Origin of the sequence: Lelliottia sp. WB101 (genome assembly GCF_003051885.1) — a bacterium.
GTDB lineage: Bacteria > Pseudomonadota > Gammaproteobacteria > Enterobacterales > Enterobacteriaceae > Enterobacter > Enterobacter nimipressuralis.
Genome location: NZ_CP028520.1, coordinates 4,397,226 through 4,420,879 on the forward strand (window position 1 = coordinate 4,397,226; position 23,654 = coordinate 4,420,879).

At 56.7% G+C, this 23,654-nt stretch carries 19 protein-coding genes and 1 other annotated feature; of the genes, 7 read left to right on the forward strand and 12 right to left on the reverse strand.

What is annotated here, in order from left to right; all coding sequences use genetic code 11:
- Positions 1 to 36 precede the first annotated feature (36 nt).
- From copA to ybaK, 3 genes are all read left to right on the forward strand, one after another.
- Positions 37 to 2,535, forward strand: coding sequence for a copper-exporting P-type ATPase CopA (copA, locus tag DAI21_RS21325; protein WP_107704121.1), 2,499 nt, complete (start codon positions 37 to 39; stop codon positions 2,533 to 2,535).
- A 96-nt stretch (positions 2,536 to 2,631) separates the two neighbouring features.
- A complete protein-coding gene (locus DAI21_RS21330) occupies positions 2,632 to 3,426 on the forward strand; it encodes a TraB/GumN family protein (RefSeq protein ID WP_107704122.1) in 795 nt (264 codons plus the stop codon).
- 200 nt (positions 3,427 to 3,626) lie between these two features.
- Positions 3,627 to 4,106, forward strand: a complete 480-nt coding sequence (gene ybaK / locus DAI21_RS21335; protein ID WP_100777358.1) for a Cys-tRNA(Pro)/Cys-tRNA(Cys) deacylase YbaK — start codon at positions 3,627 to 3,629, stop codon at positions 4,104 to 4,106.
- 139 nt (positions 4,107 to 4,245) lie between these two features.
- On the opposite strand, the gene ushA is transcribed toward ybaK, so the two are convergent.
- Complete coding sequence (gene ushA / locus DAI21_RS21340) at positions 4,246 to 5,898, reverse strand: bifunctional UDP-sugar hydrolase/5'-nucleotidase UshA (protein ID WP_107704123.1); 1,653 nt, start codon at positions 5,896 to 5,898, stop codon at positions 4,246 to 4,248.
- A gap of 163 nt (positions 5,899 to 6,061) precedes the next feature.
- On the opposite strand from ushA, the gene DAI21_RS21345 reads away from it, so the two are divergent.
- Together DAI21_RS21345 and ybaL are read left to right on the forward strand one after the other, a co-directional pair.
- Positions 6,062 to 7,282: an MFS transporter gene (locus DAI21_RS21345; protein ID WP_100777360.1), complete on the forward strand. Its 1,221-nt coding sequence runs from the start codon at positions 6,062 to 6,064 to the stop codon at positions 7,280 to 7,282.
- A gap of 232 nt (positions 7,283 to 7,514) precedes the next feature.
- On the forward strand, positions 7,515 to 9,191 hold the full coding sequence (ybaL, locus tag DAI21_RS21350) for a YbaL family putative K(+) efflux transporter (protein WP_100777361.1): 1,677 nt from the start codon (positions 7,515 to 7,517) through the stop codon (positions 9,189 to 9,191).
- 73 nt (positions 9,192 to 9,264) lie between these two features.
- On the opposite strand, the gene DAI21_RS21355 is transcribed toward ybaL, so the two are convergent.
- From DAI21_RS21355 to DAI21_RS21400, 9 genes are all read right to left on the reverse strand, one after another.
- A complete protein-coding gene (locus DAI21_RS21355) occupies positions 9,265 to 10,569 on the reverse strand; it encodes an inosine/guanosine kinase (RefSeq protein WP_100777362.1) in 1,305 nt (434 codons plus the stop codon).
- Between the two features lie 62 nt (positions 10,570 to 10,631).
- On the reverse strand, positions 10,632 to 11,594 hold the full coding sequence (gene hemH / locus DAI21_RS21360; RefSeq protein WP_102104267.1) for a ferrochelatase: 963 nt from the start codon (positions 11,592 to 11,594) through the stop codon (positions 10,632 to 10,634).
- Positions 11,595 to 11,748: 154 nt separating this feature from the next.
- Positions 11,749 to 12,393 carry an adenylate kinase gene (adk, locus tag DAI21_RS21365; RefSeq protein ID WP_100777364.1) on the reverse strand — a complete coding sequence of 215 codons (645 nt, stop codon included), beginning with the start codon at positions 12,391 to 12,393 and terminating at the stop codon, positions 11,749 to 11,751.
- 194 nt (positions 12,394 to 12,587) lie between these two features.
- The gene (htpG, locus tag DAI21_RS21370; RefSeq protein WP_102104268.1) at positions 12,588 to 14,462 is read right to left on the reverse strand and encodes a molecular chaperone HtpG; all 1,875 of its coding nucleotides are present in this window, start codon (positions 14,460 to 14,462) and stop codon (positions 12,588 to 12,590) included.
- 110 nt (positions 14,463 to 14,572) lie between these two features.
- Positions 14,573 to 15,178: a recombination mediator RecR gene (gene recR / locus DAI21_RS21375; RefSeq protein ID WP_100777366.1), complete on the reverse strand. Its 606-nt coding sequence runs from the start codon at positions 15,176 to 15,178 to the stop codon at positions 14,573 to 14,575.
- Positions 15,178 to 15,510, reverse strand: a complete 333-nt coding sequence (locus DAI21_RS21380) for a YbaB/EbfC family nucleoid-associated protein (RefSeq protein ID WP_052283815.1) — start codon at positions 15,508 to 15,510, stop codon at positions 15,178 to 15,180. Before DAI21_RS21380 ends, recR begins: the two co-directional genes overlap by 1 nt.
- 56 nt (positions 15,511 to 15,566) lie before the next feature.
- Entirely contained in the window at positions 15,567 to 17,495 is a 1,929-nt protein-coding gene (dnaX, locus tag DAI21_RS21385) for a DNA polymerase III subunit gamma/tau (RefSeq protein ID WP_107704124.1), read from the reverse strand.
- Positions 16,173 to 16,237 (reverse strand) — a sequence feature (DnaX frameshifting element). (Overlaps the previous gene by 65 nt.)
- Before the next feature lie 89 nt (positions 17,496 to 17,584).
- On the reverse strand, positions 17,585 to 18,136 hold the full coding sequence (gene apt, locus DAI21_RS21390; RefSeq protein WP_010428187.1) for an adenine phosphoribosyltransferase: 552 nt from the start codon (positions 18,134 to 18,136) through the stop codon (positions 17,585 to 17,587).
- Between the two features lie 154 nt (positions 18,137 to 18,290).
- The gene (locus DAI21_RS21400) at positions 18,291 to 18,668 is read right to left on the reverse strand and encodes a DUF454 family protein (protein WP_100777368.1); all 378 of its coding nucleotides are present in this window, start codon (positions 18,666 to 18,668) and stop codon (positions 18,291 to 18,293) included.
- Positions 18,669 to 18,718: 50 nt separating this feature from the next.
- On the opposite strand from DAI21_RS21400, the gene priC reads away from it, so the two are divergent.
- Both priC and rsmS read left to right on the forward strand, forming a co-directional pair.
- On the forward strand, positions 18,719 to 19,246 hold the full coding sequence (priC, locus tag DAI21_RS21405; protein ID WP_107704125.1) for a primosomal replication protein N'': 528 nt from the start codon (positions 18,719 to 18,721) through the stop codon (positions 19,244 to 19,246).
- A gap of 12 nt (positions 19,247 to 19,258) precedes the next feature.
- Positions 19,259 to 19,429 carry a pleiotropic regulatory protein RsmS gene (rsmS, locus tag DAI21_RS21410; RefSeq protein WP_107704305.1) on the forward strand — a complete coding sequence of 57 codons (171 nt, stop codon included), beginning with the start codon at positions 19,259 to 19,261 and terminating at the stop codon, positions 19,427 to 19,429.
- A gap of 16 nt (positions 19,430 to 19,445) precedes the next feature.
- On the opposite strand, the gene mscK is transcribed toward rsmS, so the two are convergent.
- Together mscK and acrR are read right to left on the reverse strand one after the other, a co-directional pair.
- Positions 19,446 to 22,799, reverse strand: a complete 3,354-nt coding sequence (gene mscK, locus DAI21_RS21415; RefSeq protein ID WP_102104411.1) for a mechanosensitive channel MscK — start codon at positions 22,797 to 22,799, stop codon at positions 19,446 to 19,448.
- Between the two features lie 107 nt (positions 22,800 to 22,906).
- Positions 22,907 to 23,560 (reverse strand): multidrug efflux transporter transcriptional repressor AcrR, encoded by a 654-nt coding sequence (acrR, locus tag DAI21_RS21420; RefSeq protein WP_107704126.1) that lies wholly within the window; start codon positions 23,558 to 23,560, stop codon positions 22,907 to 22,909.
- Positions 23,561 to 23,654 lie beyond the last annotated feature (94 nt).

Sequence of the window (23,654 nt, forward strand, 5' to 3'; positions counted from 1 at the left end):
AGTATGTTGGCTGAATAATCATACAGGAGTTTTGCTATGTCTCACACAATCAACCTGACGCTGGATGGCCTGACCTGCGGTCACTGCGTCAAACGTGTCAAAGAGAGCCTCGAACAACGTCCTGACGTTGAAAGTGCAGACGTGACGATTGAAAGCGCCGTTGTCACTGGCAGCGCCAGCGCCGACGCGCTGATCGATACCGTTAAACAAGCAGGTTACGGGGCGGAGCTAAGCCACCCAAAGGCTAATCCGCTGACAGAGTCATTAACCCCGTCGGAAGCACTGACAGCGGACACTTCTGAGCTTCCGGCAGCCCATGATATTGACGACAGCCAACAGCTGCTGATCAACGGCATGAGCTGTGCCAGCTGCGTCTCCCGCGTACAGAATGCGTTGCAGGCGGTACCGGGCGTCTCACAGGCGCGGGTAAACCTCGCGGAACGCACTGCGCTGATTATGGGCAGTGCGTCAGCCGCAGAATTAGTGCAGGCGGTGGAAAAAGCCGGCTACGGCGCAGAGGCCATTGAAGATGATGCCGAGCGCCGCGAACGCCAGCAAGAGACCGCCATCGCCACCATGAAACGCTTCCGCTGGCAGGCGATTGTCGCCCTGCTGGTCGGTATTCCGGTGATGGTATGGGGAATGCTCGGCGACAACATGATGGTCACCGACGACAACCGCACGCTGTGGCTGGTGATTGGTGTGATCACCCTTGGTGTGATGGTCTTCGCCGGTGGGCATTTCTACACCAGCGCCTGGAAGAGCCTCAAGAACCGCACCGCGACGATGGACACACTCGTCGCCCTCGGCACCGGCGCGGCGTGGCTCTATTCCATGAGCGTGAACGTCTGGCCGCAGTGGTTCCCGATGGAAGCACGCCATCTCTATTACGAAGCGAGCGCGATGATTATTGGTCTGATCAACTTAGGCCATATGCTTGAAGCGCGCGCGCGCCAGCGGTCGTCCAAAGCGCTGGAACGTCTGCTTGATCTCACGCCACCGTCGGCCCGCGTGGTGACGGAAGAGGGTGAAATCAGCCTGCCGCTCGCCGAGGTGCAGCCAGGCATGACGCTGCGCTTAACGACAGGCGATCGCGTGCCGGTCGACGGTGAAATCACTCAGGGTGAAGCCTGGCTGGATGAAGCGATGCTGACCGGTGAACCGGTGCCGCAGCAAAAATCCGCCGGTGATGCAGTCCATGCCGGTACGGTGGTGCAGGACGGCAGCGTGCTTTTCCGCGCCAGTGCTGTCGGGAGTCATACGACGCTTTCTCGCATCATTCGCATGGTGCGCCAGGCGCAAAGCAGCAAGCCGGAGATCGGTCAGCTCGCCGATAAAATTTCCGCCATTTTTGTGCCCGTGGTGGTCGGCATCGCGCTGTTCAGCGCCGCCATCTGGTACGTCTTTGGCCCGGCACCGCAGATTGTCTACACCCTGGTCATCGCTACCACGGTGCTGATCATCGCCTGTCCATGTGCTTTAGGACTGGCGACGCCGATGTCGATTATTTCCGGCGTTGGTCGCGCCGCCGAGTTTGGTGTGTTGGTTCGCGACGCCGATGCCCTCCAGCGCGCCAGTACGCTCGACACGCTGGTGTTTGATAAAACAGGCACCCTCACCGAAGGCAAACCGCAGGTCGTGGCGGTGAAAACCGTCGGTGTCACGCAAGAAGATGCCTTACGTCTGGCCGCCGCGCTTGAGCAAGGCTCCAGTCATCCGCTGGCGAGAGCGATTCTCGAGAAAGCTGGTCACGCAGCATTGCCGCAGGTGAATAACTTCCGCACCCTGCGCGGGCTGGGGGTCAGCGGTGAAGTCGATGGCCACACGCTGCTGCTTGGTAATCAGGCACTGCTCAACGAAAACGGCATTGATACCGCTGCGCTGAACGATGAATTAACCGCCCAGGCCTCTCAGGGCGCTACGCCGGTGCTGTTGGCGGTCGAGGGTAAAGCGGCAGCGCTGTTCGCTATCCGCGATCCGCTGCGGGCCGACAGCGTGGCCGCGCTGAAACGTCTGCATCAGGCTGGCTATCGTCTGGTGATGCTCACCGGCGACAACCCGACCACTGCCAACGCCATTGCCAAAGAAGCAGGTATCGATGAGGTGATCGCGGGCGTGCTGCCAGATGGCAAAGCCGATGCGATTATCAAACTGCAACGTCAGGGCCGACAGGTGGCGATGGTCGGCGACGGCATAAACGACGCCCCCGCACTGGCGCAGGCGGATGTCGGCATCGCTATGGGCGGCGGGAGCGATGTGGCGATTGAGACGGCGGCGATTACCCTGATGCGCCATAGCCTGATGGGTGTTGCCGATGCGCTGGCAATTTCGAAAGCCACGCTGCGCAACATGAAGCAAAATCTGCTCGGTGCGTTTATCTACAACGCATTTGGCATCCCGATTGCCGCCGGGATCCTGTGGCCGCTGACCGGCACCTTGCTCAACCCGGTCGTCGCCGGGGCAGCAATGGCGCTCTCGTCCATAACCGTGGTCAGCAACGCGAACCGGTTGCTGCGCTTCAAACCGAAAGAGTAAACCTGCAGGCCGGGTGGCGGATTCGCCCAACCCGGCCTGGAGTTGCACCTTCAGCCACCACGCGCTAGCATGAACTTTTCCATCAATGGAGCGCGTATGAGTCTGTTTAGTCGTATAAAAACCACCTTCCGCGCTTTGTTTCCCCGCCGCTATCCCTGGCCGGGGCTGGATATTTCACTCCCGGGCGGGCAGCATCTGCACCTGGTCGGCAGTATACATATGGGCACGCGCGATATGTCGCCCCTGCCACCGGCACTGGTACAACTGTTGCGCAAAGCCGATGCGCTGATCGTCGAAGCCGATATTTCCGGCAGCGAATCGCCGTTCGCCAATCTCGATATCCCGCCGCCGCTGAGCGAGCGTCTCAACGAATCGCAGCGCGCCGAGCTTGAACGTGTGACCTATGAGCTGGGGCTTTCTTTATCCCTTCTGGAAACGCAGCCCCTGTGGCAAATCGCCATGGTGTTGCAGGCGACGCAGGCTCAACGACTGGGTTTGCGCGGGGAGTACGGTATCGACTACCAGCTCCTCAACGCCGCGCGCGCGCGTAATCTTGCCATTATTGAGCTGGAGGGCGCCGACAGTCAGGTTGCTCTTTTGCGCCAGCTTCCTGAGGATGGCCTGCTGCTGCTGGATGATACCCTCACCCACTGGCACACCAACGCGCGTCTGTTGCAGATGATGATCAGCTGGTGGCTGGAGACGCCGCCGACCAACGGCAAGCTGGAATTGCCCTCGACCTTCAGCGAATCGCTGTACGATGTGCTGATGCATGAGCGCAATCAGGCCTGGCGAGAAACGTTGCAGGCTCTGCCCGCCGGCCGTTACGTGGTGGCCGTGGGGGCGCTGCATTTGTATGGCGAAGGGAATTTGCCGTCATTGTTGAAATAAAAAAATGGCCAATATTTCTATTGGCCCGTCAAAGAGGAATTTCATCGTTATTATTATGCCGAAGGAGACCTTCGGTCAGAGCCGATTGTCGCTCAAAGTAACCATCACTGCCAATACTATTGCGCAAGATGGTGCTATTTTTTAGACAGCTGTCAGGCGTATGCTGGGCGCGTAAATTGTCTGTGGTAAGAAGGATCATTATGACTCCCGCCGTTAAATTACTCGAAAAAAACAAAATTCCTTTCCGTATCCATACCTACGATCACGACCCCAGTGAGACAAACTTTGGTGACGAAGTGGTGCGCAAGCTGGGCCTGAACGCGGATCAGGTCTATAAAACGCTGCTAGTGGCGGTGAACGGTGATATGAAGCACCTGGCCGTGGCGGTGACGCCTGTGGCCGGTCAGCTGGATTTAAAGAAAGTCGCCAAAGCGCTGGGCGCGAAAAAGGTCGATATGGCCGATCCGATGGTTGCGCAACGCACGACCGGCTATCTGGTGGGTGGAATTAGCCCTCTCGGGCAGAAGAAACGCCTGCCGACATTGATTGATGCGCCGTCGCAGACCTTTGACACTATCTATATTTCCGGCGGTAAGCGCGGGCTGGATATTGAGCTGGCGGCGGGCGATCTGGCGAAGATGCTGGATGCGACGTTCGCGGATATTGCGCGCCGGGATTAAACGCCTTGTCCGCTTAGCGGGCCAACGTTCAGGCGTGAATTTAGTCTCTACACCCGGACAGCGCAGGAACCCGCGTACACATCGTACATACGGATTCCTGGCACTGCCCGAGTTCAAAAAGGGCGAACAAAATAGCCCGTTACTGCCAGCTCACCTCGCCTTTCGGCTCGTAGGCATTCACATCCAGCGGAGAATTCTGCTGGATGTACTGCTTAAGCACTTCGGCGTCGATAAAGCCGGTGTTGACGTAGCCCGGTTTGCTGTCGATATGCGGATACCCGTCGCCGCCCGTGGCGTTAAAGCTTAATGTTGCCATGCGGTAGGTTTTAGCGGGATCGACCGGCTCACCTTTGATTTTCAGATCGTTAAGCGTGCCATTTTTCGCCGTAAAGCTAACGTTAGCAAACTGCGGATAGGCCCCGGAGTCCGGCTTCATTTGCGCAACGGCGGTCAGATAGTCGATCACCTCTTTTCCGCTCATGTCCGCATACACCACGATGTTGCCGAACGGCTGAACCTTCAGCACGTCTTTGTAGGTAATATCGCCGCCGTCGATGGAGTCACGCACACCGCCGCCGCTCATGACGGCAAAATCAGCACCGGTGCGCGCCATTTGTGCCGCCAGCAGCAGACGGCCCATGTTGGTCTGCACGAAGCGGACCTTGCTGCGATCGCCTTCCAGTCGGCCATTCACCGTACCGATTTTCACATCAAGCTGCGCTTTGCCTTTGTTCTGGAATGGCGTCAGCAACGACAGCATCTGGGCGTTTTCAGCAATTTCCGGGGTGTAAAGTACGCGCTCACTTTTCCCGTCGTCATAGGTCACTTTCTTCTTCAGGTTCACCGGGATCAGCTGGTAGCGCACCATTTTCATTTCGCCGTTGCGGAATTCAAAATCTGCGCGCCCCACGTATTTGCCCCACTCGTGCGCCTGAACAATCCAGATCCCGTTCTGGCGATCCGGTGCGCACGGCGTACCCGGCACGTAATCAACCTGCTTTTTATTCTCCGATGCCATGCACACCGGGTTTTGTGAGTGACCACCCACAATCATCGCCAGCGAGCCTGCTGGCAGGCTGCGGGCCATTTCTACGTCGCCAGGCGCGTTCGAGCCGTGCTCACCGTTGTCGTAGTGCCCCATATGGGTGGTGGCGATAATCACGTCTGGTTTTTCGTTTTGATTCAACTCCTGAATCACCAGCTTCGCTTCGTCAGCCGGTTTGCGGAATTCGATATCCGTGAAATATTCCGGATTACCAATTTTCGCCGTGTCGTCGGTGGTTAACCCGATCACCGCGATTTTCAGATCGTCGCGTTTGAACAAGGCCCAGGGTTTAAACAGGCGCTCGCCGGTACTCTTCTGATAAATATTGGCCGAGAGGAACGGGAATTTGGACCATTTTTCCTGCTGGCGCAGAACGGTTAGCGGGTTATCAAACTCATGGTTACCGACGGCCATCGCGTCATAGCCGATTAAATTCATGCCGCGGAAATCCGGCTCGGCGTCCTGCAAATCGGATTCCGGCACGCCGGTGTTGATATCACCGCCAGACAGCAGCAGGACGCTGCCGCCCTCAGCCGCCACCTCTTTACGAATACCGTCCACCAGCGTTTTTTGTGCGGCCAGGCCGTACTCGCCGTATTCGCTACGCCAGAAATGGCCGTGGTGATCGTTGGTATGGAGAATGGTTATTTTATAGGTTTTATCTTTTTCGTACGCCTGCACAGGCTGGCTTGCCAGCGCCCATGCGGCTATCAGCGCCAGTGCGACGCCTCGCTTCATTAACTTCATATTCTCGCTCCCTGACCAAAAGACAAACGCAAAAATTACAATGAGTAAGAAGAATAGACAAATATGTTTTCAGAATTGCGACTTTCTTCAAATCTCGCGCACAGGTATGTTAGCGGGATAATAATGACATCCTGCACTTCTCCTAATAATAGACGTGGTATTTATGGCAATCAGTGAATCGACTCCGCCTGTTACGGGCACCCCGGCGTCCGCGCCGAAATCGCGCACCGCATTTGGTATTTTGGGTGCCATCAGTCTGTCGCATCTGCTTAACGATATGATTCAGTCGCTGATTCTGGCGATCTATCCGCTGCTGCAGTCAGAATTTTCATTAACCTTCGTGCAGATCGGGATGATTACGCTGACCTTCCAGATGGCGTCGTCCCTACTCCAGCCGGTAGTCGGCTACTGGACGGATAAATATCCGATGCCGTGGTCGCTGCCTATTGGCATGTGCTTTACCCTGAGCGGGCTGGTGCTGCTGGCACTGGCAGGAAGCTTTGAGATGGTGCTGCTGGCTGCGGCGCTGGTGGGTACCGGTTCGTCGGTCTTCCATCCGGAGTCCTCGCGCGTCGCGCGTATGGCCTCAGGTGGACGTCATGGGCTGGCGCAATCCCTGTTCCAGGTCGGCGGCAATTTTGGCAGCTCCCTCGGCCCTTTGCTGGCCGCCGTGGTCATTGCCCCCTACGGGAAAGGTAACGTTGCGTGGTTCGTCCTCGCGGCGCTGCTGGCCATCGTGGTGCTGATCCAGATCAGCCGCTGGTACGCCGCTCAGCATCGGGTAAACAAGGGGAAACCTAAAGCCGTGATTATCAATCCGCTTCCGCGCGATAAGGTCATCCTGGCGGTGAGTATCCTGTTGGTGCTGATTTTCTCGAAATACTTCTATATGGCGAGCATCAGTAGCTATTACACCTTTTATCTGATGGAGAAATTCGGATTATCGGTGCAAAACGCCCAGTTCCACCTGTTTGCTTTCCTGTTCGCGGTTGCGGCGGGAACCGTCATTGGCGGCCCTGTGGGTGATAAAATTGGGCGTAAATATGTGATTTGGGGCTCTATCCTCGGCGTAGCGCCTTTTACCCTTGTTTTACCCTATGCAAGTCTTGAATGGACGGGGATTTTAACCGTGATCATTGGCTTTATTCTCGCGTCCGCGTTTTCCGCTATCCTGGTGTATGCTCAGGAGCTGATGCCGGGCCGTATTGGCATGGTTTCCGGGCTGTTTTTCGGATTTGCGTTTGGGATGGGAGGCCTTGGTGCGGCTGTGCTGGGGCTGGTTGCAGACCATACGAGCATCTTCCTGGTCTATAAAATCTGTGCTTTCCTGCCACTTCTGGGGATACTGACCATATTCCTGCCTGATTATCGCCATAAGGCGTAGTTTCTCTGCGGTCAAAGTAAACTTTGGCCGCACCTCTCACCTACTGCCATAAGGCTTTCCTCTTCATCCCTCCGGTAATTTGTCCTAATCTGCTTTTTTTAACGCTTATTGCTGTTTTCTTCAAATTTCAACAATTATTCATAAACATAATGGCCGAAATTGTCATAAACTATTAATCGGCTTTTTGGTTTTTACGCCAAAAATGGAACACCCCACGACGAAAGGAGACGGAATGCATCACGCCACACCGCTTATCACCACCATTGTAGGTGGACTTGTGCTCGCTTTTATCCTTGGCATGATTGCCAACAAATTACGTATTTCTCCTCTCGTGGGCTATTTATTAGCGGGTGTGCTGGCGGGTCCGTTTACGCCGGGTTTTGTTGCGGATACCAAACTGGCTCCTGAACTGGCGGAATTAGGCGTGATTCTGCTGATGTTCGGCGTGGGCCTGCACTTCTCCCTGAAGGATCTGATGGCGGTAAAGCATATCGCCATACCCGGCGCAATCGCCCAGATAGGCGTGGCGACGTTGCTGGGGATGGCGCTTTCCGCTCTGCTTGGCTGGTCGCTGATGACCGGTATTGTATTCGGGCTGTGTCTCTCAACCGCCAGTACCGTGGTGCTGCTGCGCGCGCTTGAGGAGAGGCAGCTGATAGACAGCCAGCGCGGGCAAATCGCCATCGGCTGGCTGATTGTTGAAGATCTGGTGATGGTCCTGACGCTGGTTCTGCTGCCTGCCGTCGCCGGTATGGTTGAACAAGATAACGTCGGCTTTGCCACGCTGGCGCTGGATATGAGCATTACCATCGGCAAAGTGGTCGCCTTTATCGCCATTATGATGCTGGTGGGCCGCCGTCTGGTGCCGTGGATCCTCTCCCGCAGCGCCGCAACCGGCTCTCGCGAACTGTTTACGCTGTCGGTGCTGGCCCTGGCGCTCGGTATCGCCTTCGGCGCCGTCGAGCTGTTTGACGTCTCTTTTGCGCTGGGTGCGTTCTTCGCAGGTATGGTGCTGAACGAATCCGAGCTGAGCCACCGCGCGGCGCACGATACGCTGCCGTTGCGTGATGCGTTTGCGGTGCTGTTCTTTGTTTCCGTCGGCATGCTGTTTGATCCGCTAATCCTGATCGAGCAGCCGCTGGCCGTGCTGGGCACGCTGGCGATTATTATCTTCGGTAAATCCGTGGTGGCATTCGGCCTGGTCAGACTGTTCGGCCACTCACCGCGCACCGCGCTCACCATCGCCGCCAGCCTCGCGCAGATTGGTGAATTTGCCTTTATCCTGGCAAGCCTCGGCATGGCGCTGAACTTGCTGCCACAGGCCGGGCAGAATCTGGTGCTGGCGGGGGCGATCCTCTCCATTATGCTCAACCCGGTGCTGTTTGCCCTGCTTGAGAAATACCTCGATAAAACCGAAACGCTGGAAGAGCAGACGCTGGAAGAAGCAATTGAAGAAGAGAAGCAAATCCCGGTGGATATCTGCAACCACGCCCTGCTGGTCGGTTTTGGCCGCGTCGGGAGTCTGCTCGGTGAGAAACTGATGGCGCAGGGCATTCCGCTGGTGGTGATTGAAACGTCACGCACCCGTGTGGATGAGCTGCGCGCGCGCGGCATTCGCGCGGTGCTGGGTAATGCGGCGAACGAAGAGATTATGAATCTGGCGCATCTGGACTGTGCGCGCTGGCTGCTGCTGACCATTCCGAACGGCTACGAGGCGGGTGAAATCGTGACCAAGGCACGGGAGAAGTGCCCGACTATCGAGATCATTGCTCGCGCGCATTATGACGATGAAGTGGAATACATTACCGAACGCGGGGCGAATCAGGTGGTGATGGGCGAACGTGAGATTGCCAATACCATGATTACATTGATCGAGAAGCCGCCAATTGAAGAGGCGGTAACGGGTTAAACGTCTTCGTTCTGCCCCCTCTCTACGCGAGAGGGGGAACACTCTTCCCTCACCGTCAGGGCGAGGGAAACCATCAACGATCCCAGTACGACTCTTCCAGACTGTCTTCCCGTTCCGGCAAGCCACGCGTTAAGCGCGGGGAGTGCTGATTCAGCACTTGATAGCTCACGCGGTTCGCGTACTTACACACCTGCGCCAGCGACGAATAGGTCAGCCAGTTCAACTGGTGTTTGCTCGAATTAGGGACGTTGGTGCGATGATAGGCGTTCGCAGTGATGTCGTGCAGCAGGGCAGCCAGCGCGCCATCGCCTGCGCCATTGGTGTTCATGATCTTCTCGGGTCCGCCCATATACGGGGCAATGTGCGAGAAAATACGCAGCGGATTCACGCAATCTTTGTGGCGCATCGCGCGGCTGAACTCGTACTGGTTGAACTCGGCAATCGCCCCCGGTAGCAGCGGGTGCTGGGTTTTGCGTTTGTTCTCTTCTTCGGTAAACCCGGCCATAAACAGCCCGATCGGGCCTGCGGTGCAGAGCACCAGGTCTACCCAGTCCAGCGCCTTATCGGCGGCCAGCAGCGGGTCGCTTTCACCCGTCAGAGCTTCAGCCTCTTCTTCGTTCATCGCCAGAATCGAGACGTGCTCTTTCAGGAACGCCTGCCACCACTCCGGGTTATCGGCGATCACAAACTTGGTGCCCAGCGTCAGCACCACCGGCACGTTGTATTTCTTCGCGTACTCCACCGCCTTCATGGTCGCTTCCGGCATCGGTTCGCCGGGCTTGCAGCGCACCAGATAGGAGGTAAGCACCAGCGCGGAGGCACCGGCAATCACCTCTTCCGGAATACTTTCCGCGCGCAGTTTGTTCATGTGCCCAGGGCTGATGGCAAAGGTTCGCTCGCCGGCGTCGCTGATCAGCGTAAAGCAGCGGCCAATGGCGCCATCGACGCCCTGCAGGTAGTTCAGATCGGTACGGCTGGAGGTGTTGCAGAGGTAGCGGTAGGCGTAGCCACCGATTTCGATATTACGGCACATGACGCCCAGTAAGACGGAGCGGTCATCGGCCAGCACCGAATAGTTGTGCATGGTATTGCCGATGGTGCCACCGGCAAACTGATGCGTGATCAGGTTTTCGCGCACCAGCTCCTGATACAGGGCTTCGGCAACATCATCTTCGATCACCAGCGAATGCCCGGAACTCAGCCCATAACGTGCGACAAACGCATCATCCACTTTTGCTTCGATATCCACCAGCGTCTGATCGATACCGACCACCCAGGCTGCGTTAGTTTCTTTGACCGGCTGAATCTGTTGCAGCAGCGGATCGCGGGCGTTGACGGGGAAATAGTGTTTGGACTTGCGTTTACCGGGAAATTTCATGATCAGGGCTGCGAGTGACTATTGGGCCGGAAATGGTAGCACAAACCCGGCCCAATGCGCGATTAGCGGCTGCCGGTCACCAGCGCCGCCATCATCTCAATATGTTCCGGGGAGTCGTTAAGTGCCGGAATATATTCATACTTCGTGCCGCCCGCTTCGAGGAAGAACTCCCGGTTTTGAACCGCGATCTCCTCCAGGGTTTCGAGGCAGTCCGCCGAGAAGCCCGGCGACATCACCTGAACATGTTTCACGCCCTTCTCGCCCAGCATTTTGAGCGTTTCATCGGTGTATGGCGTCAGCCACGGCTCACGGCCAAAGCGCGACTGGAAGGTCATCATCACCTTTTCCGGCGGCAGTCCAAGAGCAGAAACCAGCTCGCGGGTGGTGTCGCGACAGCGCTGCGGATAGTCATCGCCTTCGTCGGCGTAACGCTGCGGAATACCGTGGTAGGAGAGCAGCAGCAGATCCGGCTCGCCGTGTTTTTCAAACGAGGCGCGCGCACTGCTGACCAGCGCCGCGATATACAGCTCGTTTTCGGCGTAATCGCGGATAAAGGTAATACCTGGAATGCGGCGACGGGTGGCAAGAATGCGCGCCAGTTCGTCCCAGACGGCGGCCACCGTCGAGCAGGAGTATTGCGGATAGAGGGCCAGCACCACGATGTGATCCACGTCCTGCGAAAGCAGTTCGTCGACAGCGCTTTCCAGCGACGGTTTGCCGTAGCTCATCCCGAGGGCGACGGGCATATCCGGTAAACGGGCGGCCAGCGCTTTTTCCTGACGACGGCTGTAGACCATCAGCGGCGAGCCCTCTTCCATCCACACCGACTGGTAGAGCTTAGCCACACGGGGGGAACGAATCGGCAGAATGACACCGCGCAACAGCGGCCACCACAGCAATTTTGGCGTATCCACCACGCGGGAGTCGCTTAAAAACTGTCGCAGATAACGTTTAACTGCCGCAGGGGTAGGTGCTTCTGGAGTGCCCAGATTGGCAAGCAGGATGCCGGTTTTCGCCTGACTCATTCACGCCTCTTAACCATTTGAATAGCTAATGATTGTAACTGAAAAGCGGGGAAACGGAACCCATTGCAGCAATAGGTGGAGCGGGGATTGTCGGAGGATGGCGTAAACGCCTATCCGGCCTACAGAATTCTAAGCAGGCCGGATAAATTGCACATTAGCCGAGGATTTTTTCCAGCTCTGCGCGCACGTCAGCCACGGCTTTGGTGCCGTCTACTTTCGCGTATTTGGTGTTACCGGACTGCGCTTCTTTCGAATAGTAGCCGATCAGTGGCGCGGTCATCTGATGGTATTCCACCAGGCGTTTACGCACGGTCTCTTCCTGATCGTCTTTACGCGTGGTCAGCTCTTCGCCGGTCACGTCGTCTTTGCCTTCCACTTTCGGTGGATTGAATTTGATGTGGTAAACGCGGCCGGAAGCAGCGTGAACGCGACGACCGATGATGCGGTCAACGATCAGTTCGTCAGGCACGTCGAATTCCAGAACGTAATCCACGTTGATGCCCGCTTCTTTCATGGCGTCAGCCTGCGGAATAGTACGCGGGAAGCCGTCCAGCAGGAAACCGTTGCGGCAATCTTCCTGAGTGATGCGTTCTTTTACCAGTGCGATAACCAGTTCATCAGTCACCAGTTTGCCCGCGTCCATAATGTCTTTCGCTTGTTTGCCCAGCTCGGAGCCAGATTTAACAGCGGCACGCAGCATGTCACCCGTAGAGATTTGCGGAATACCGTATTTCTCCATGATGAACTGAGCCTGAGTTCCTTTACCCGCGCCCGGAGCGCCAAGCAGAATAATACGCATTGCGAAAATCCCCTCAAAAGTTGGTTCAATATTTCAAAAAGCGCTAAACAATACCATCAGAACGGGTATCGCTCAAGGAAGGTGGGACGGCTGAAACGGTTAACGGGGGAGATTATTTAGGTTAGTGCGGTTTGGTGCCCTCACCCTGGCCCTTTCCCTCGGGGAGAGGGAGAAGACCAGGGGAGGCCGGGTGATTACGCCATCAACAGCGCATTCACACGTTTGATGAACAGGTTTGGATCTTCCAGCGTGCCGCGCTCGGCCAGCAGGGATTGATCCAGCAGCAGCTCAACCCACTCTTTAAACTGCGTTTCGTCCTGGGTATCCGCCGCGCGTTTCACCAGCGGGTGATCCGGGTTCAGTTCAAAGATGTATTTCACTTCCGGGATCGCCTGGCCCGCAGCGGCGAACAGTTTCGCCATCTGAGTGCCCATTTCATCCGCATCGGTGGTCACAATCGCCGGAGTATCGGTCAGACGGTGGGTGAAACGTACCTCTTTCACGCGATCGCCCAGCAGGGTTTTCACACGCTCAACAAATGGCTCCAGCGCCTTTTCCGCCTCTTTCGCCGTTTCGTCCACTTCATCCGCCAGCTTGTCGATAGATTCGTCAGCTTTCGCCACGGACTGGAAGGATTTACCGTCGAATTCGGTCAGGTAGTTCATCATCCACTCATCGATGCGGTCGGAAAGCAGCAGGACTTCGATGCCTTTCTTACGCAGCAGTTCCAGATGCGGGCTGCTCTTCGCGGCGGCATAGCTGTCTGCGGTGATGTAGTAGATCTTCTCCTGCCCTTCTTTCATGCGGGACACATACTCTTCGAGAGAGACCGTCTGCTCGGAAGAGTCGGTGTGCGTAGAGGCAAAGCGCAGCAGTTTGGCGATCGCTTCCACGTTCGACGAATCTTCCGCCGGGCCTTCTTTCAGCACCAGGCCGAACTGTTTCCAGAAGGTCTGGTATTTTTCAGCGTCGTCTTTCGCCAGTTTCTCAAGCATCTGCAGGGAGCGTTTGGTCAGAGCGTTACGCAGGTTACGCGTGACGGTGCTGTCCTGCAGGATTTCACGCGAGACGTTCAGCGGCAGATCGTTGGAATCTATCAGGCCACGCACAAAGCGCAGGTAGTTCGGCATAAACTGCTCGGCGTCATCCATGATGAACACGCGCTGCACGTACAGCTTCAGGCCGTGCTTGTGATCGCGGTTCCACATATCCCACGGCGCCTGGGCCGGGATGTACAGCAGGCTGGTGTACTCCTGCTTCCCTTCCACGCGGTTGTGGCTCCAGGTCAGCGGATCGGTAAAGTCGTGGGCGATGTGCTTGTAGAATTCGTTATATTCGTCGTCTTTAATCTCAGACTTGTTACGCGTCCACAGCGCCTGGGCTTTGTTAATTTTTTCCCATGAAACTACGGTTTCGCCGTCAACTTCTTCGGTTTTTTCGATCTCTACCGGCAGCGCGATGTGGTCGGAGTATTTGCCGATGATGGAGCGCACGCGCCAGTCATTCAGGAAATCGTCTTCGCCTTCGCGCAGATGCAGGGTGATCTCGGTCCCGCGATCGGCTTTGGTGATGTCATCAACGGTGTATTCACCTTCACCGTGAGATTCCCAGAACACGCCGTTTTCTGCGCTATCGCCCGCAGCACGGGTGCGCACGGTCACTTTGTCGGCCACGATAAAGGCAGAGTAGAAGCCCACACCGAACTGGCCGATCAGCTGGCTGTCTTTCGCCTGATCGGAGCCCATGGACTCAAGGAAGGATTTGGTGCCCGATTTCGCGATGGTCCCGAGATGATCGATCACCTCGTCGCGGTTCATACCAATACCGTTGTCGGCAATGGTCAGGGTGCGGTTTTCTTTGTCAAAAGAGACGCGCACGCGCAGCTCGCCGTCACCTTCATACAGATCCGGGTTGGACAGCGCGCGAAAACGCAGTTTGTCCGCCGCATCTGAGGCGTTCGAGATAAGCTCACGCAGGAAGATTTCTTTATTGGAATACAGGGAATGGATCATCAGGTGCAGAAGCTGTTTTACTTCTGACTGGAAACCACGGGTTTCTTGTCCTTTCATCTAGATCGACCTCAACAATGCCATTTAATGGGGTTTGAACACGTTGAGAGTGAGATGGGGATAGCGGGGAAGAATTTCAAGCGGAGGCCAGGGTTCCAGCCTCCGTTTGGTCAGAAAATAAGCTTGTGACGCCCAGCCAGAGAGTGAGACAGCGTGGTGCCGTCCACCATTTCCAGCTCACCGCCAACCGGCACGCCGTGGGCGATTCGACTGGCCTGCACGCCGTACTGCGCGCACAGTTCACCGATGTAGTTCGCGGTCGCTTCGCCTTCCACCGTCGGGTTGGTGGCGAGGATCACTTCGGTCAACGTCTCGGATTCCAGACGCTGCTCAAGGCGATCGAGACCGATATCGTCAGGGCCAATGCCATCCAGCGGAGAGAGATGGCCCATCAGCACGAAATAGCGGCCCGAAAACTGCCCGGTTTGCTCTATGGCGTAGATGTCCGCCGGACTCTCCACCACGCAAATCAGGCCGTTTTCCTGACGACGCGGGTTCGAACAGATATTGCACACATCCTGCTCGGTAAAGGTACGGCAGTCCGCACAGTGACCGATTTCCGACATGGCGCGGGTGAGTGCCTGCGCCAGGCGCATCCCGCCGCTGCGGTCGCGCTGTAAAAGCGTAAACGCCATGCGTTGCGCTGATTTCGGGCCAACGCCCGGCAGGCAGCGCAACGCTTCCATTAACTGCGTGAGCAGCGGACTGGTTTGCATCAGAACGGCATCTTAAAGCCTGGCGGCAGCTGCATCCCGGAGGAGACAGAGGCCATTTTCTCTTTCTGGGTTTCGTCGATACGGCGCGCGGCATCGTTAAATGCGGCAGCGACCAGATCTTCCAGCATATCTTTGTCGTCTTCGAGCAGACTTGGGTCAATTTCCACGCGACGGCAGTTATGCGCGCCGTTGATGGTCACTTTGACCAGACCTGCACCGGATTCGCCAGTGACTTCCAGCTGTGCGATCTCTTCCTGCATTTTCTGCATTTTGTCTTGCATCTGCTGGGCCTGTTTCATCAGGTTACCCAGACCGCCTTTACCACCAAACATAGGCTTCTCTCTTAAGTAGTCACGTTAAGGACAACGACCGGGAGTCTGACTCACGGTCAAATGGGACGGATACTCTCTTCATCCAGATCGGCGTCGAAGAAACGGCGCAGAGTCTGGATGTTGTTATCCGCAATAATCGACTCGCGCGCCTGCGCGAGCTTCTCTTCATAAATTGCCTGACGCCACTCCAGCGGCGTGCGCATCGCCGGATTATCATCTTCAATGATAGTCAATTCAACCGGCGCGCCCTGTAATGTGGAGAGCGCCTCAGCCAGCACCTGTTGTGCGCTGGCGGAATTAAGATGACGCTGGCCCGGACGCAGATGCAGACGGATGTGATTTCCGTCCTGCTCTTTCCAGGCGTTGAGCGCGACCTGCTCGACCAGTTTCGGCAGCTTTAACTGGCTGACCTCAGCGGCCCAGGCGTCACGCTCAAGGGATTCCGCCGCAAGCTTCGCGGAAAGCTCCGGCGTTTTATCATGCTCCAGCGCTTTCTTCAGCGCTTTTGGCGTGGCGACTTCTACCTTTACCTCTTCGGTGATGGTCGTCGCTTTCCAGCGGTAAGCCTCTTTCTTCGCCGGGGCTTTTTGTTCGAGCGCCGACGGTGACGGGCGCGACTGGACGCGCTCCGTTACCGATGCCAGTCGTTCGAGTGCGGCGTTGTTAACCGGCCGCGCTCTTCCTGGCGCTGCCGGTTCACTCTTTTTTGGTTTGGTTGCTCCCTGCGCACGCTGTAGCTGACTGCGCGCGGCGAGCACCGAACTGGTGGCATCCGGCAGCGGAACGTCCGGCCCAGGCGGTGGCGCTGCGTGCTGCGGCATCGGTGGCGGCGTCATCACCGCCGTCGGTGCGACGGGGGCGTAGGATTGTCGCGGCACTTCAGGCTCGGGCAGCGGCATTCGCGGATGGAACGCCAGCGCACGCAGCAGCGTCATTTCGACGCCCATGCGGCGGTCTGGTGCGAAAGGCAGCTCTTTGCGGCCAATCAGTAACGTCTGGTAGTAGAGCTGTACGTCAGCCGGTGGAACCGTGCGCGCAAGCTCACGCATTCGCTGTTCAATCGTCGCCATGTCCGCGCCGATCGCCGACGGGGAAAGTTGCAGCATTGCCACGCGATGCAGCAGCGCCAGCATTTCGACCAGCAGTGCTTCCCACTCCACGCCGCGAGAGGCCGCGACGTTCACCAGAGACATGGCGCGTTCGCCGTTGGCTTCGATGATGGCTTCAATCAGCGACAGGGCCTGATCGTCGTCGAGGGTGCCGAGCATGGTGCTCACCGCCTCGGTCGAGAGCTGGCCATCGCCGCTGGCAATCGCCTGATCGGTCAGACTTAATGCGTCACGCAGACTGCCATCCGCCGCGCGGGCCAGCAGTTGCAGCGCACGCGGTTCGTGAGTGATCTTCTCTTCATCGAGAATGTGCTCGAGCTGCGCGCGGATCTGATCGACGTCGAGCGCCTTCAGATGGAACTGCAGACAGCGCGACAGGATCGTGACCGGCAGTTTTTGCGGATCGGTCGTCGCCAGCAGGAATTTAACGTGCGATGGCGGCTCTTCCAGCGTTTTCAGCAGGGCGTTAAAACTGTGGCGCGACAGCATGTGGACTTCATCGATCAGATAGACCTTGAAGCGACCACGCGCCGGCGCGTACTGCACGTTATCCAGCAGATCGCGGGTATCTTCGACCTTGGTGCGCGACGCGGCATCGATTTCGATGAGATCGACAAAACGCCCCTGCTCGATCTCCCGGCAGTTATCACACACACCGCAGGGTGTGGCGGTGATCCCGGTTTCGCAGTTGAGGCCTTTTGCCAGCAAACGGGCAATAGAGGTTTTACCGACGCCGCGCGTGCCGGAGAAAAGATACGCGTGATGGATGCGTCCTAGCGATAAACCGTTCGCCAGGGCGGTCAGCACATGTTCCTGGCCGACGACGTCAGCGAAGGTTTGGGGTCGCCACTTTCGGGCTAACACCTGATAACTCATGGGCAGGCTCTGCAACGCTGGAAGGTGGATATTCAGGGGGGTAATGCTAACACAACCTCACCCATTGGGCGAGGTTGCGGGATGAGGGATTAATGACCCGGGAAAGGGACCAGGCTGTAGCTGGTGATACCCTGTTTTTCCAGGCGCTGTTCGCCGCCGAGATCGAACAGATTGATGATGAAGGCCGCATCGGTCACTTCGCCACCCAGACGACGGATCAGCTTCACGGTCGCTTCGATCGTGCCGCCAGTGGCCAGCAGATCGTCCACCACCAGCACTTTGTCACCCGGCTTGATCGCATCCACGTGAATTTCCAGCTGATCGGTGCCGTACTCCAGCTCATAGCTCTCGGCAATGGTTTCACGCGGCAGTTTGCGCGGTTTACGAACCGGCACAAAGCCCACGCCCATTGCCAGTGCAACCGGTGCGCCGAACAGGAAGCCACGCGCTTCCGTCCCTACTACTTTGGTGATCCCGGCGTTTTTATAACGCTCAACCAGCAGTTCAATGCTGAGTGCGTACGCTTTCGGGTCTTCCAGCAAGCTGGTGACATCACGGAAAAGAATGCCAGGTTTTGGATAGTCCTGGATGCTTTTGATGCTGTTTTTCAGAAATTCAAGCTGCTGCGCAGTCGCGGTCATAAATGTATGCCTGGTTAAAAACGGTGTTACTCACGGCGCGCATAACATGATGGTCAAAGTAACAAGTGTTTAACTTTTGACCAGGCGCACCTGTGCTCGAAAACGGTCGAATTTACTGGCTGCGCGGGATAATTGCAACAGCCATCATTGCACTTCAGTGCTTTTGTTGCTTTTCATCAACGACGGGGATTCGCCACATAAAGAAAAGCAGACAGGAGAGGATCACCAGCAGCAGGATTCGCACCCACATCATCTTCACCAGCCATAATGAAATGGCGAAGGTCACGAGGATCACCGCAATTGCGCGAGGCTTTGCGCCAGGCGGCATCGCCCGGTATTGTTGCCAGTGGCGCAGATAGCCGCCAAACCACGAGCGATAGAGTAGCCACTGATGAAAGCGCGGCGACGAGCGGGCAAAACACCAGGCCGCCAGCAGAATAAAGGGCGTCGTGGGCAGCAGCGGCAAAACCACGCCAAGCGTACCCAGCACTACCGCAAGCCAGCCAATGATGATTAAAATAGTACGCTTCATAATGCGAATCGTTATCAAACTGAACGGCTACTTTACCACTGGAGAGCGTATTGAAAACAGCCTTGCTTTTAGAGACGCTGCAAAATCAGCTGATTGCCCTGCGCGCGCAGGCATCACCGCTATTGCAGCACGCGACGCTGAAACCACGCTTTGACCGGCAGCTGTTTCGTACACGCAGTACGTTGATAAAAGATTATCTCGACGAAGCCCAACATAATCTCGATGAGCTGCGTCACGCCGTGGAGAGCCAGCAACGCGAGCAGGTGGCGTGGCTGGCTGAACATCTGGTGGAACAGATAACTGCCCTGCACCGGGAGATGACCGCCTGGCCGCTTCGCGCGTGGGACACGCCCTCGCCTGGCGCGGCAAAATGGCAGCGCAAGCGGCTGGAGCATCAGGATTTTGAACGTCGTCTCTATGCGATGAAAAACGAACGCGAACAGCAGCTGAAAGGGAGCGAAACCCTGGAAGAGCAGCAGCGTTTGATGCGGGAAATTTCCGCCCTGGAAGGACGACTCACCCGCTGCCGTCAGGCGCTGGATGAGATAGAGCGCGTAATTGCGCGTATGACCCGCTAAATGGAGCTGAACATGTCGCTTGAAAACGCCCCCGACGAAATTAAACTGGCCGTCGATCTGATTATGCTGCTGGAAAATCATGATCTTCCGGCAGAGACGGTGCTGAAAGCACTCGAGATTGTGCGGCGCGATTTCGAAGGGAAAGTGAGGGACAACCGCCCTCACCCTGACCCTCTTCCTTGAAAAAGAAGGCGTTCGATCAGGCGGGTGTTGGATCGTCGCCTTTCATCTCGCGCTTCACTTCCGTATGCTCGTCGCCCTTCTCATTGCGCAGATGCACTTCAAGCTGGTTGAAGGCGATATTAATGTCGTTTTCACGGCACAGACGATCGATGGTGCGGTTCAGTTCGTCCACCGCATAGCTGCGATCGCGCAGCTCTCGCACGTATAAACGCAGCTCGTGATCCAGGGTGCTCGCCCCGAAGGTGGTAAAGAAGACGGACGGCGCGGGATCGTGCATGACTTTCGGATGTTCCGTTGCGGCCCGCAGCAGCACCTCTTTCACTTTATCCAGATCCGATCCGTACGCCACGCCGAGGCGGATCACCACGCGGGTGATGGTGTCGGAGAGCGACCAGTTGATCAGACGTTCCGTGACGAAGGCTTTGTTCGGGATGATCACCTCTTTGCGATCGAAGTCGGTAATTGTCGTCGCGCGGATGCGAATCTTACTGACCGTCCCGGAGAACGTGCCAATGGTGACCGTATCGCCGATACGCACCGGGCGTTCGAACAGAATGATCAGACCGGAGACGAAGTTACCGAAGATCTCCTGCAAACCAAAGCCCAGACCCACCGACAGAGCGGCGGCCAGCCACTGCAGTTTATCCCATGAGACGCCCAGCGAGCCGAAGACGGTCATCGCCCCGACCACCAGAATCACATAGTTGAGAATAGTGGTGATGGCATAAGACGAGCCCTGGCGCATGTTCAGGCGCGACAGCACCAGCACTTCCAGCAGCCCCGGTAAGTTGCGAATTAACGCCCAGGCCACCACCGATGAGACCAGCGCGAACAGCAGGCTGCCCATGGTCACGCTTTTCATCACCGCCGCACCGGCTTCGGTGCCGTTGTATTGCCACAGCGTAATGCTGTCGAGATAGGCAAACACGGTGATTAAATCAGACCAGATCGCCCAGAATATGACGCCAAACAGGGCCACCATCACCAGCATGGTGATGCGCAACGTCTGCTGGTTGACCTGCTCCAGCGCGATAGTCGGCTCTTCCTGCGGCTCCGCCCCTTCTGCGCCCTCCTTCACCATATTCTGACGACGCGCCAGCGCACGGCGATAGGCAATACGGCGCGCCGCGACGCTCAGCCCGCGCAGCACTGTCTGATAGAGCAGGTTCCAGAGGATCACCAGGTAGACGGTTTCAATCCAGCGGCCCGACAGGCGCAGTGTGGTATAGAAATAGCCCGTCGCGGTGAGCACCATCAGCGCCAGCGGAATAATCGCCAGCACCGTGACGGTGATCAGGCGAATATTATGCGACTCTTTATCGCGCCAGCTGTCGCGGCACATCGGCCACATCAGCACGGCGATCAGCAGCAGGTTGAGGAAAATCGCCAGCTGACCCAGCACGTCATCCATCAGATGCAGCGGGGAAAGTTCAGCCACGACGGACCAGAAGTGCAGCGGCAGCAGCGCCAGACTCACGCGCACAATCTGGCGGCGCCAGTGGCTGGTGAGCTGCTCCGGCATTGAGAAGTGACGCACCGCCACCCCGTCTTTTTCCAGCACTTTCCAGCACAGGCCAAACACCAACCAGAATAGCGCCAGTTTTTTACTGAACGCCCACAGCAGATCGCTGATGTTGAGCTGCATCGTCAGCAGAATCAGCCCCGCCGCCAGAATAAACAGGCATACCGGCAGGGCGCGGATCAGATCGATAAGAATCGCTTTTGGCGTATGGAGCTGGCTGTCGTTGCGCAGTTGCCCGACTTCATGGGCGAGCTTCGCCTGATATTTTTTGAGCCAGCCGAGACGCCAGCGGATCAGCCCTGCAATTAGCAGCAGCGGCAGCCCGGCCAGGAAGGCAATCATTACCGCAGGCCAGGCTTTCTCCCAGTTCACGGTGATTTTCATGCTCTTAATCTGGGATTTCAGCGCCTCCGGGAAGGACTTCAGCCAGTCCCAGTCCATCGGTTTGTTGCTGTTAACCCAGAAGATTTGCTGGGTGAGGATCTCTTTCAGGCTTTTCGACACGCTCACCAGCTGCTGCTGGTTGATTTGCAGGTTAATCGCCATCATCAGCTGGTTGCCCAACTGTTTGTTGAGCTGGTCGAGTAGCTCGCGGCGCATATCCACCACCTGCAGCAGCGCGTCGTGCACTTCGTCGTTCACTTCGCTGGTATGGCCCTCTTCCACTTTGGCGACAAACGCATCGCTCTGGAAAAGCGCATCACGCTGCTGGTTGATTTCAAACTGCTCCAGACGCAAATCCGCGATGCGGTTGGTCATGTCTTCCAGCTCGTCGGCGGAGGGCAGCGTCTGTTGTTGTTGATACAGAATGCGCGATAACAGCAGACTGCCCTTGAGCACCGCAATCTGTTCTTTAATATTGCGTTCGGCCTGCAGGGCGCGATCCAGCCAGTTCTTCACTTTGATATTTTGCTGAACCAGCGAGTTACCGCTTTCGGTAGCCTGAATCAGGCGCTGGCTGAGCTGATGGTTCACATCCAGCTCCTGCTTCACTAGCGGGTTGTTCTGGATGCGGGTGGTTTCATCCGGCGAGACGGCTTCCTGCGCGGTTTTTTCGGTTAGCGTCAGGCGCTTACTGTTGACCGCTTCCTGCAGGAGCTGGAGCTGGTGTTCCAGACGATTAATATTGGCGGTGACATAATCCCGTTGCTTTTGCAGCGTATCCTGCAAAATGGTATTGCCTTCAAGGCTTTTGCGCTGCTGGTCAATCTGCGCATTGAGAAGCGTCTGCTGGGCCAGCAGCAACGTTTGCTGAGTCGGGCGCAGCGCCCCCTCGCCGAGCGTGGTGCCATTCAGGCGGTTGCGGATCTGCTGGAGCTGCTGAGAGGCCGAGTACATGGCATTCTGCACGCGCTCCGGCTGGGTTTGCAGCGAGACCAGCTGGCTGTTGTAAGTGGCGAGATCGCTCTGCCCGGTCTGCAGGTCGTCGAGCACCTGAGTCATGCGGGATTCAAGCTGGCGCAACGAGAGCGTGGCCAGGGTTTTGCGGGTTTCGTCGTCGTTATCGACGTCGCTCAGGGCATTCAGCGCGGCGGTCGCCTGTCGCATTTTTTCCGGCGCTTCAGCCACTTTCTGACGCAGCTGGGCGGTTTCGGTTTTGACGCGCTCAATTTTATCAAGGGTTTCGAGCGTCTCGGTCAAATCGGCCTGAATCAGTTTTTCCTGCGGGGTCAGCTCTTTTTGTTTGTTCAGCGTATCGAGCTGAGACTGAACATCCGCACGCGTCGGGCCGTCGCTGTTATTCTCAGCGCGAGCGTAAACGGCAGAAGCCGTAGTGAAGAAAAAAAGCACGGCGAAGATCAGGACAAAAACAGGGTTTTGCGAGCGAGTGTAGTGCAGCATAGTGATGAATTTGATGTCAGAAATGACCGGGAATAGTCTGGTGCGAAGGATATCACGGCAGGTGAAAGCAGAATAGCGCGAAGGCAATCCTCCAGGAGAATTCCTGGTACCGATCAGGCCGGCAGCGCGCCCGGCTCCATCCGCAGCGTCGGGCAGAACTGGCACATCTCCAGCAAAATGGCGACGTAGCTGCGTGCTTCTTGTTTCAGGTCAAAGGACTGCGGGGCAAACAGCCAGTTTTCCATCAGCCCGGAGATATAGCTGCGCATCAGGATGGCGGTGCGGCGGGTGAGTAAATTTTCCGGCAGCATATTCGCCTGAATGCATTGATTCAGAGTATATTCGATGCGATCGTAGCTCTCCAGACACAGGCTTCTCTGCGCCTGTTGCACTACGGCCATTTCACCGACAAACTCACATTTATGGAAGATGATTTCCATCATCAGGCGGCGTCTTTCTTCAATGACCGTCGCCTCAAGGACATGGACCAGAATTTCTCTCAGAACTGAGAGTGGATCGTCAGGGAATTTTGCCCGATACTCAGTCTCAAGATCGGTAATACTGGATTCTGATAACTCCCAAATTTCACTGAATAAATCTGACTTATTTTTGAAATGCCAGTAAATCGCTCCCCGTGTGACGCCAGCGGCCTGAGCAATCTGCGCCAGAGAGGTTGAAGAAACCCCCTGCTGCGAAAACAGACGTAATGCCACATCCAGGATGTGTTGACGTGTCTCAAGCGCTTGTTGTTTGGTTTTTCGTGCCATACGTCAATGAATTTACAGGAGTCAGATTTACATACATTTATGAATGTATGTACCATAGCACGACGATAATATAAACGCAGCAATGGGTTTGCGG

Coding starts and splice junctions, on each gene's coding strand:
- htpG (WP_102104268.1), bottom strand. CDS start 14,462: ATGAAAGGACAAGAAACCCGTGGTTTCCAGTCAGAAGTAAAACAGCTT.
- hemH (WP_102104267.1), bottom strand. CDS start 11,594: ATGAGTCAGGCGAAAACCGGCATCCTGCTTGCCAATCTGGGCACTCCA.
- DAI21_RS21355 (WP_100777362.1), bottom strand. CDS start 10,569: ATGAAATTTCCCGGTAAACGCAAGTCCAAACACTATTTCCCCGTCAAC.
- DAI21_RS21400 (WP_100777368.1), bottom strand. CDS start 18,668: ATGAAGCGTACTATTTTAATCATCATTGGCTGGCTTGCGGTAGTGCTG.
- acrR (WP_107704126.1), bottom strand. CDS start 23,560: ATGGCACGAAAAACCAAACAACAAGCGCTTGAGACACGTCAACACATC.
- copA (WP_107704121.1), top strand. CDS start 37: ATGTCTCACACAATCAACCTGACGCTGGATGGCCTGACCTGCGGTCAC.
- rsmS (WP_107704305.1), top strand. CDS start 19,259: ATGTCGCTTGAAAACGCCCCCGACGAAATTAAACTGGCCGTCGATCTG.
- dnaX (WP_107704124.1), bottom strand. CDS start 17,495: ATGAGTTATCAGGTGTTAGCCCGAAAGTGGCGACCCCAAACCTTCGCT.
- DAI21_RS21345 (WP_100777360.1), top strand. CDS start 6,062: ATGGCAATCAGTGAATCGACTCCGCCTGTTACGGGCACCCCGGCGTCC.
- recR (WP_100777366.1), bottom strand. CDS start 15,178: ATGCAAACCAGTCCGCTGCTCACGCAGTTAATGGAAGCGTTGCGCTGC.
- ybaL (WP_100777361.1), top strand. CDS start 7,515: ATGCATCACGCCACACCGCTTATCACCACCATTGTAGGTGGACTTGTG.
- DAI21_RS21330 (WP_107704122.1), top strand. CDS start 2,632: ATGAGTCTGTTTAGTCGTATAAAAACCACCTTCCGCGCTTTGTTTCCC.
- adk (WP_100777364.1), bottom strand. CDS start 12,393: ATGCGTATTATTCTGCTTGGCGCTCCGGGCGCGGGTAAAGGAACTCAG.
- ybaK (WP_100777358.1), top strand. CDS start 3,627: ATGACTCCCGCCGTTAAATTACTCGAAAAAAACAAAATTCCTTTCCGT.
- DAI21_RS21380 (WP_052283815.1), bottom strand. CDS start 15,510: ATGTTTGGTGGTAAAGGCGGTCTGGGTAACCTGATGAAACAGGCCCAG.
- apt (WP_010428187.1), bottom strand. CDS start 18,136: ATGACCGCGACTGCGCAGCAGCTTGAATTTCTGAAAAACAGCATCAAA.
- ushA (WP_107704123.1), bottom strand. CDS start 5,898: ATGAAGTTAATGAAGCGAGGCGTCGCACTGGCGCTGATAGCCGCATGG.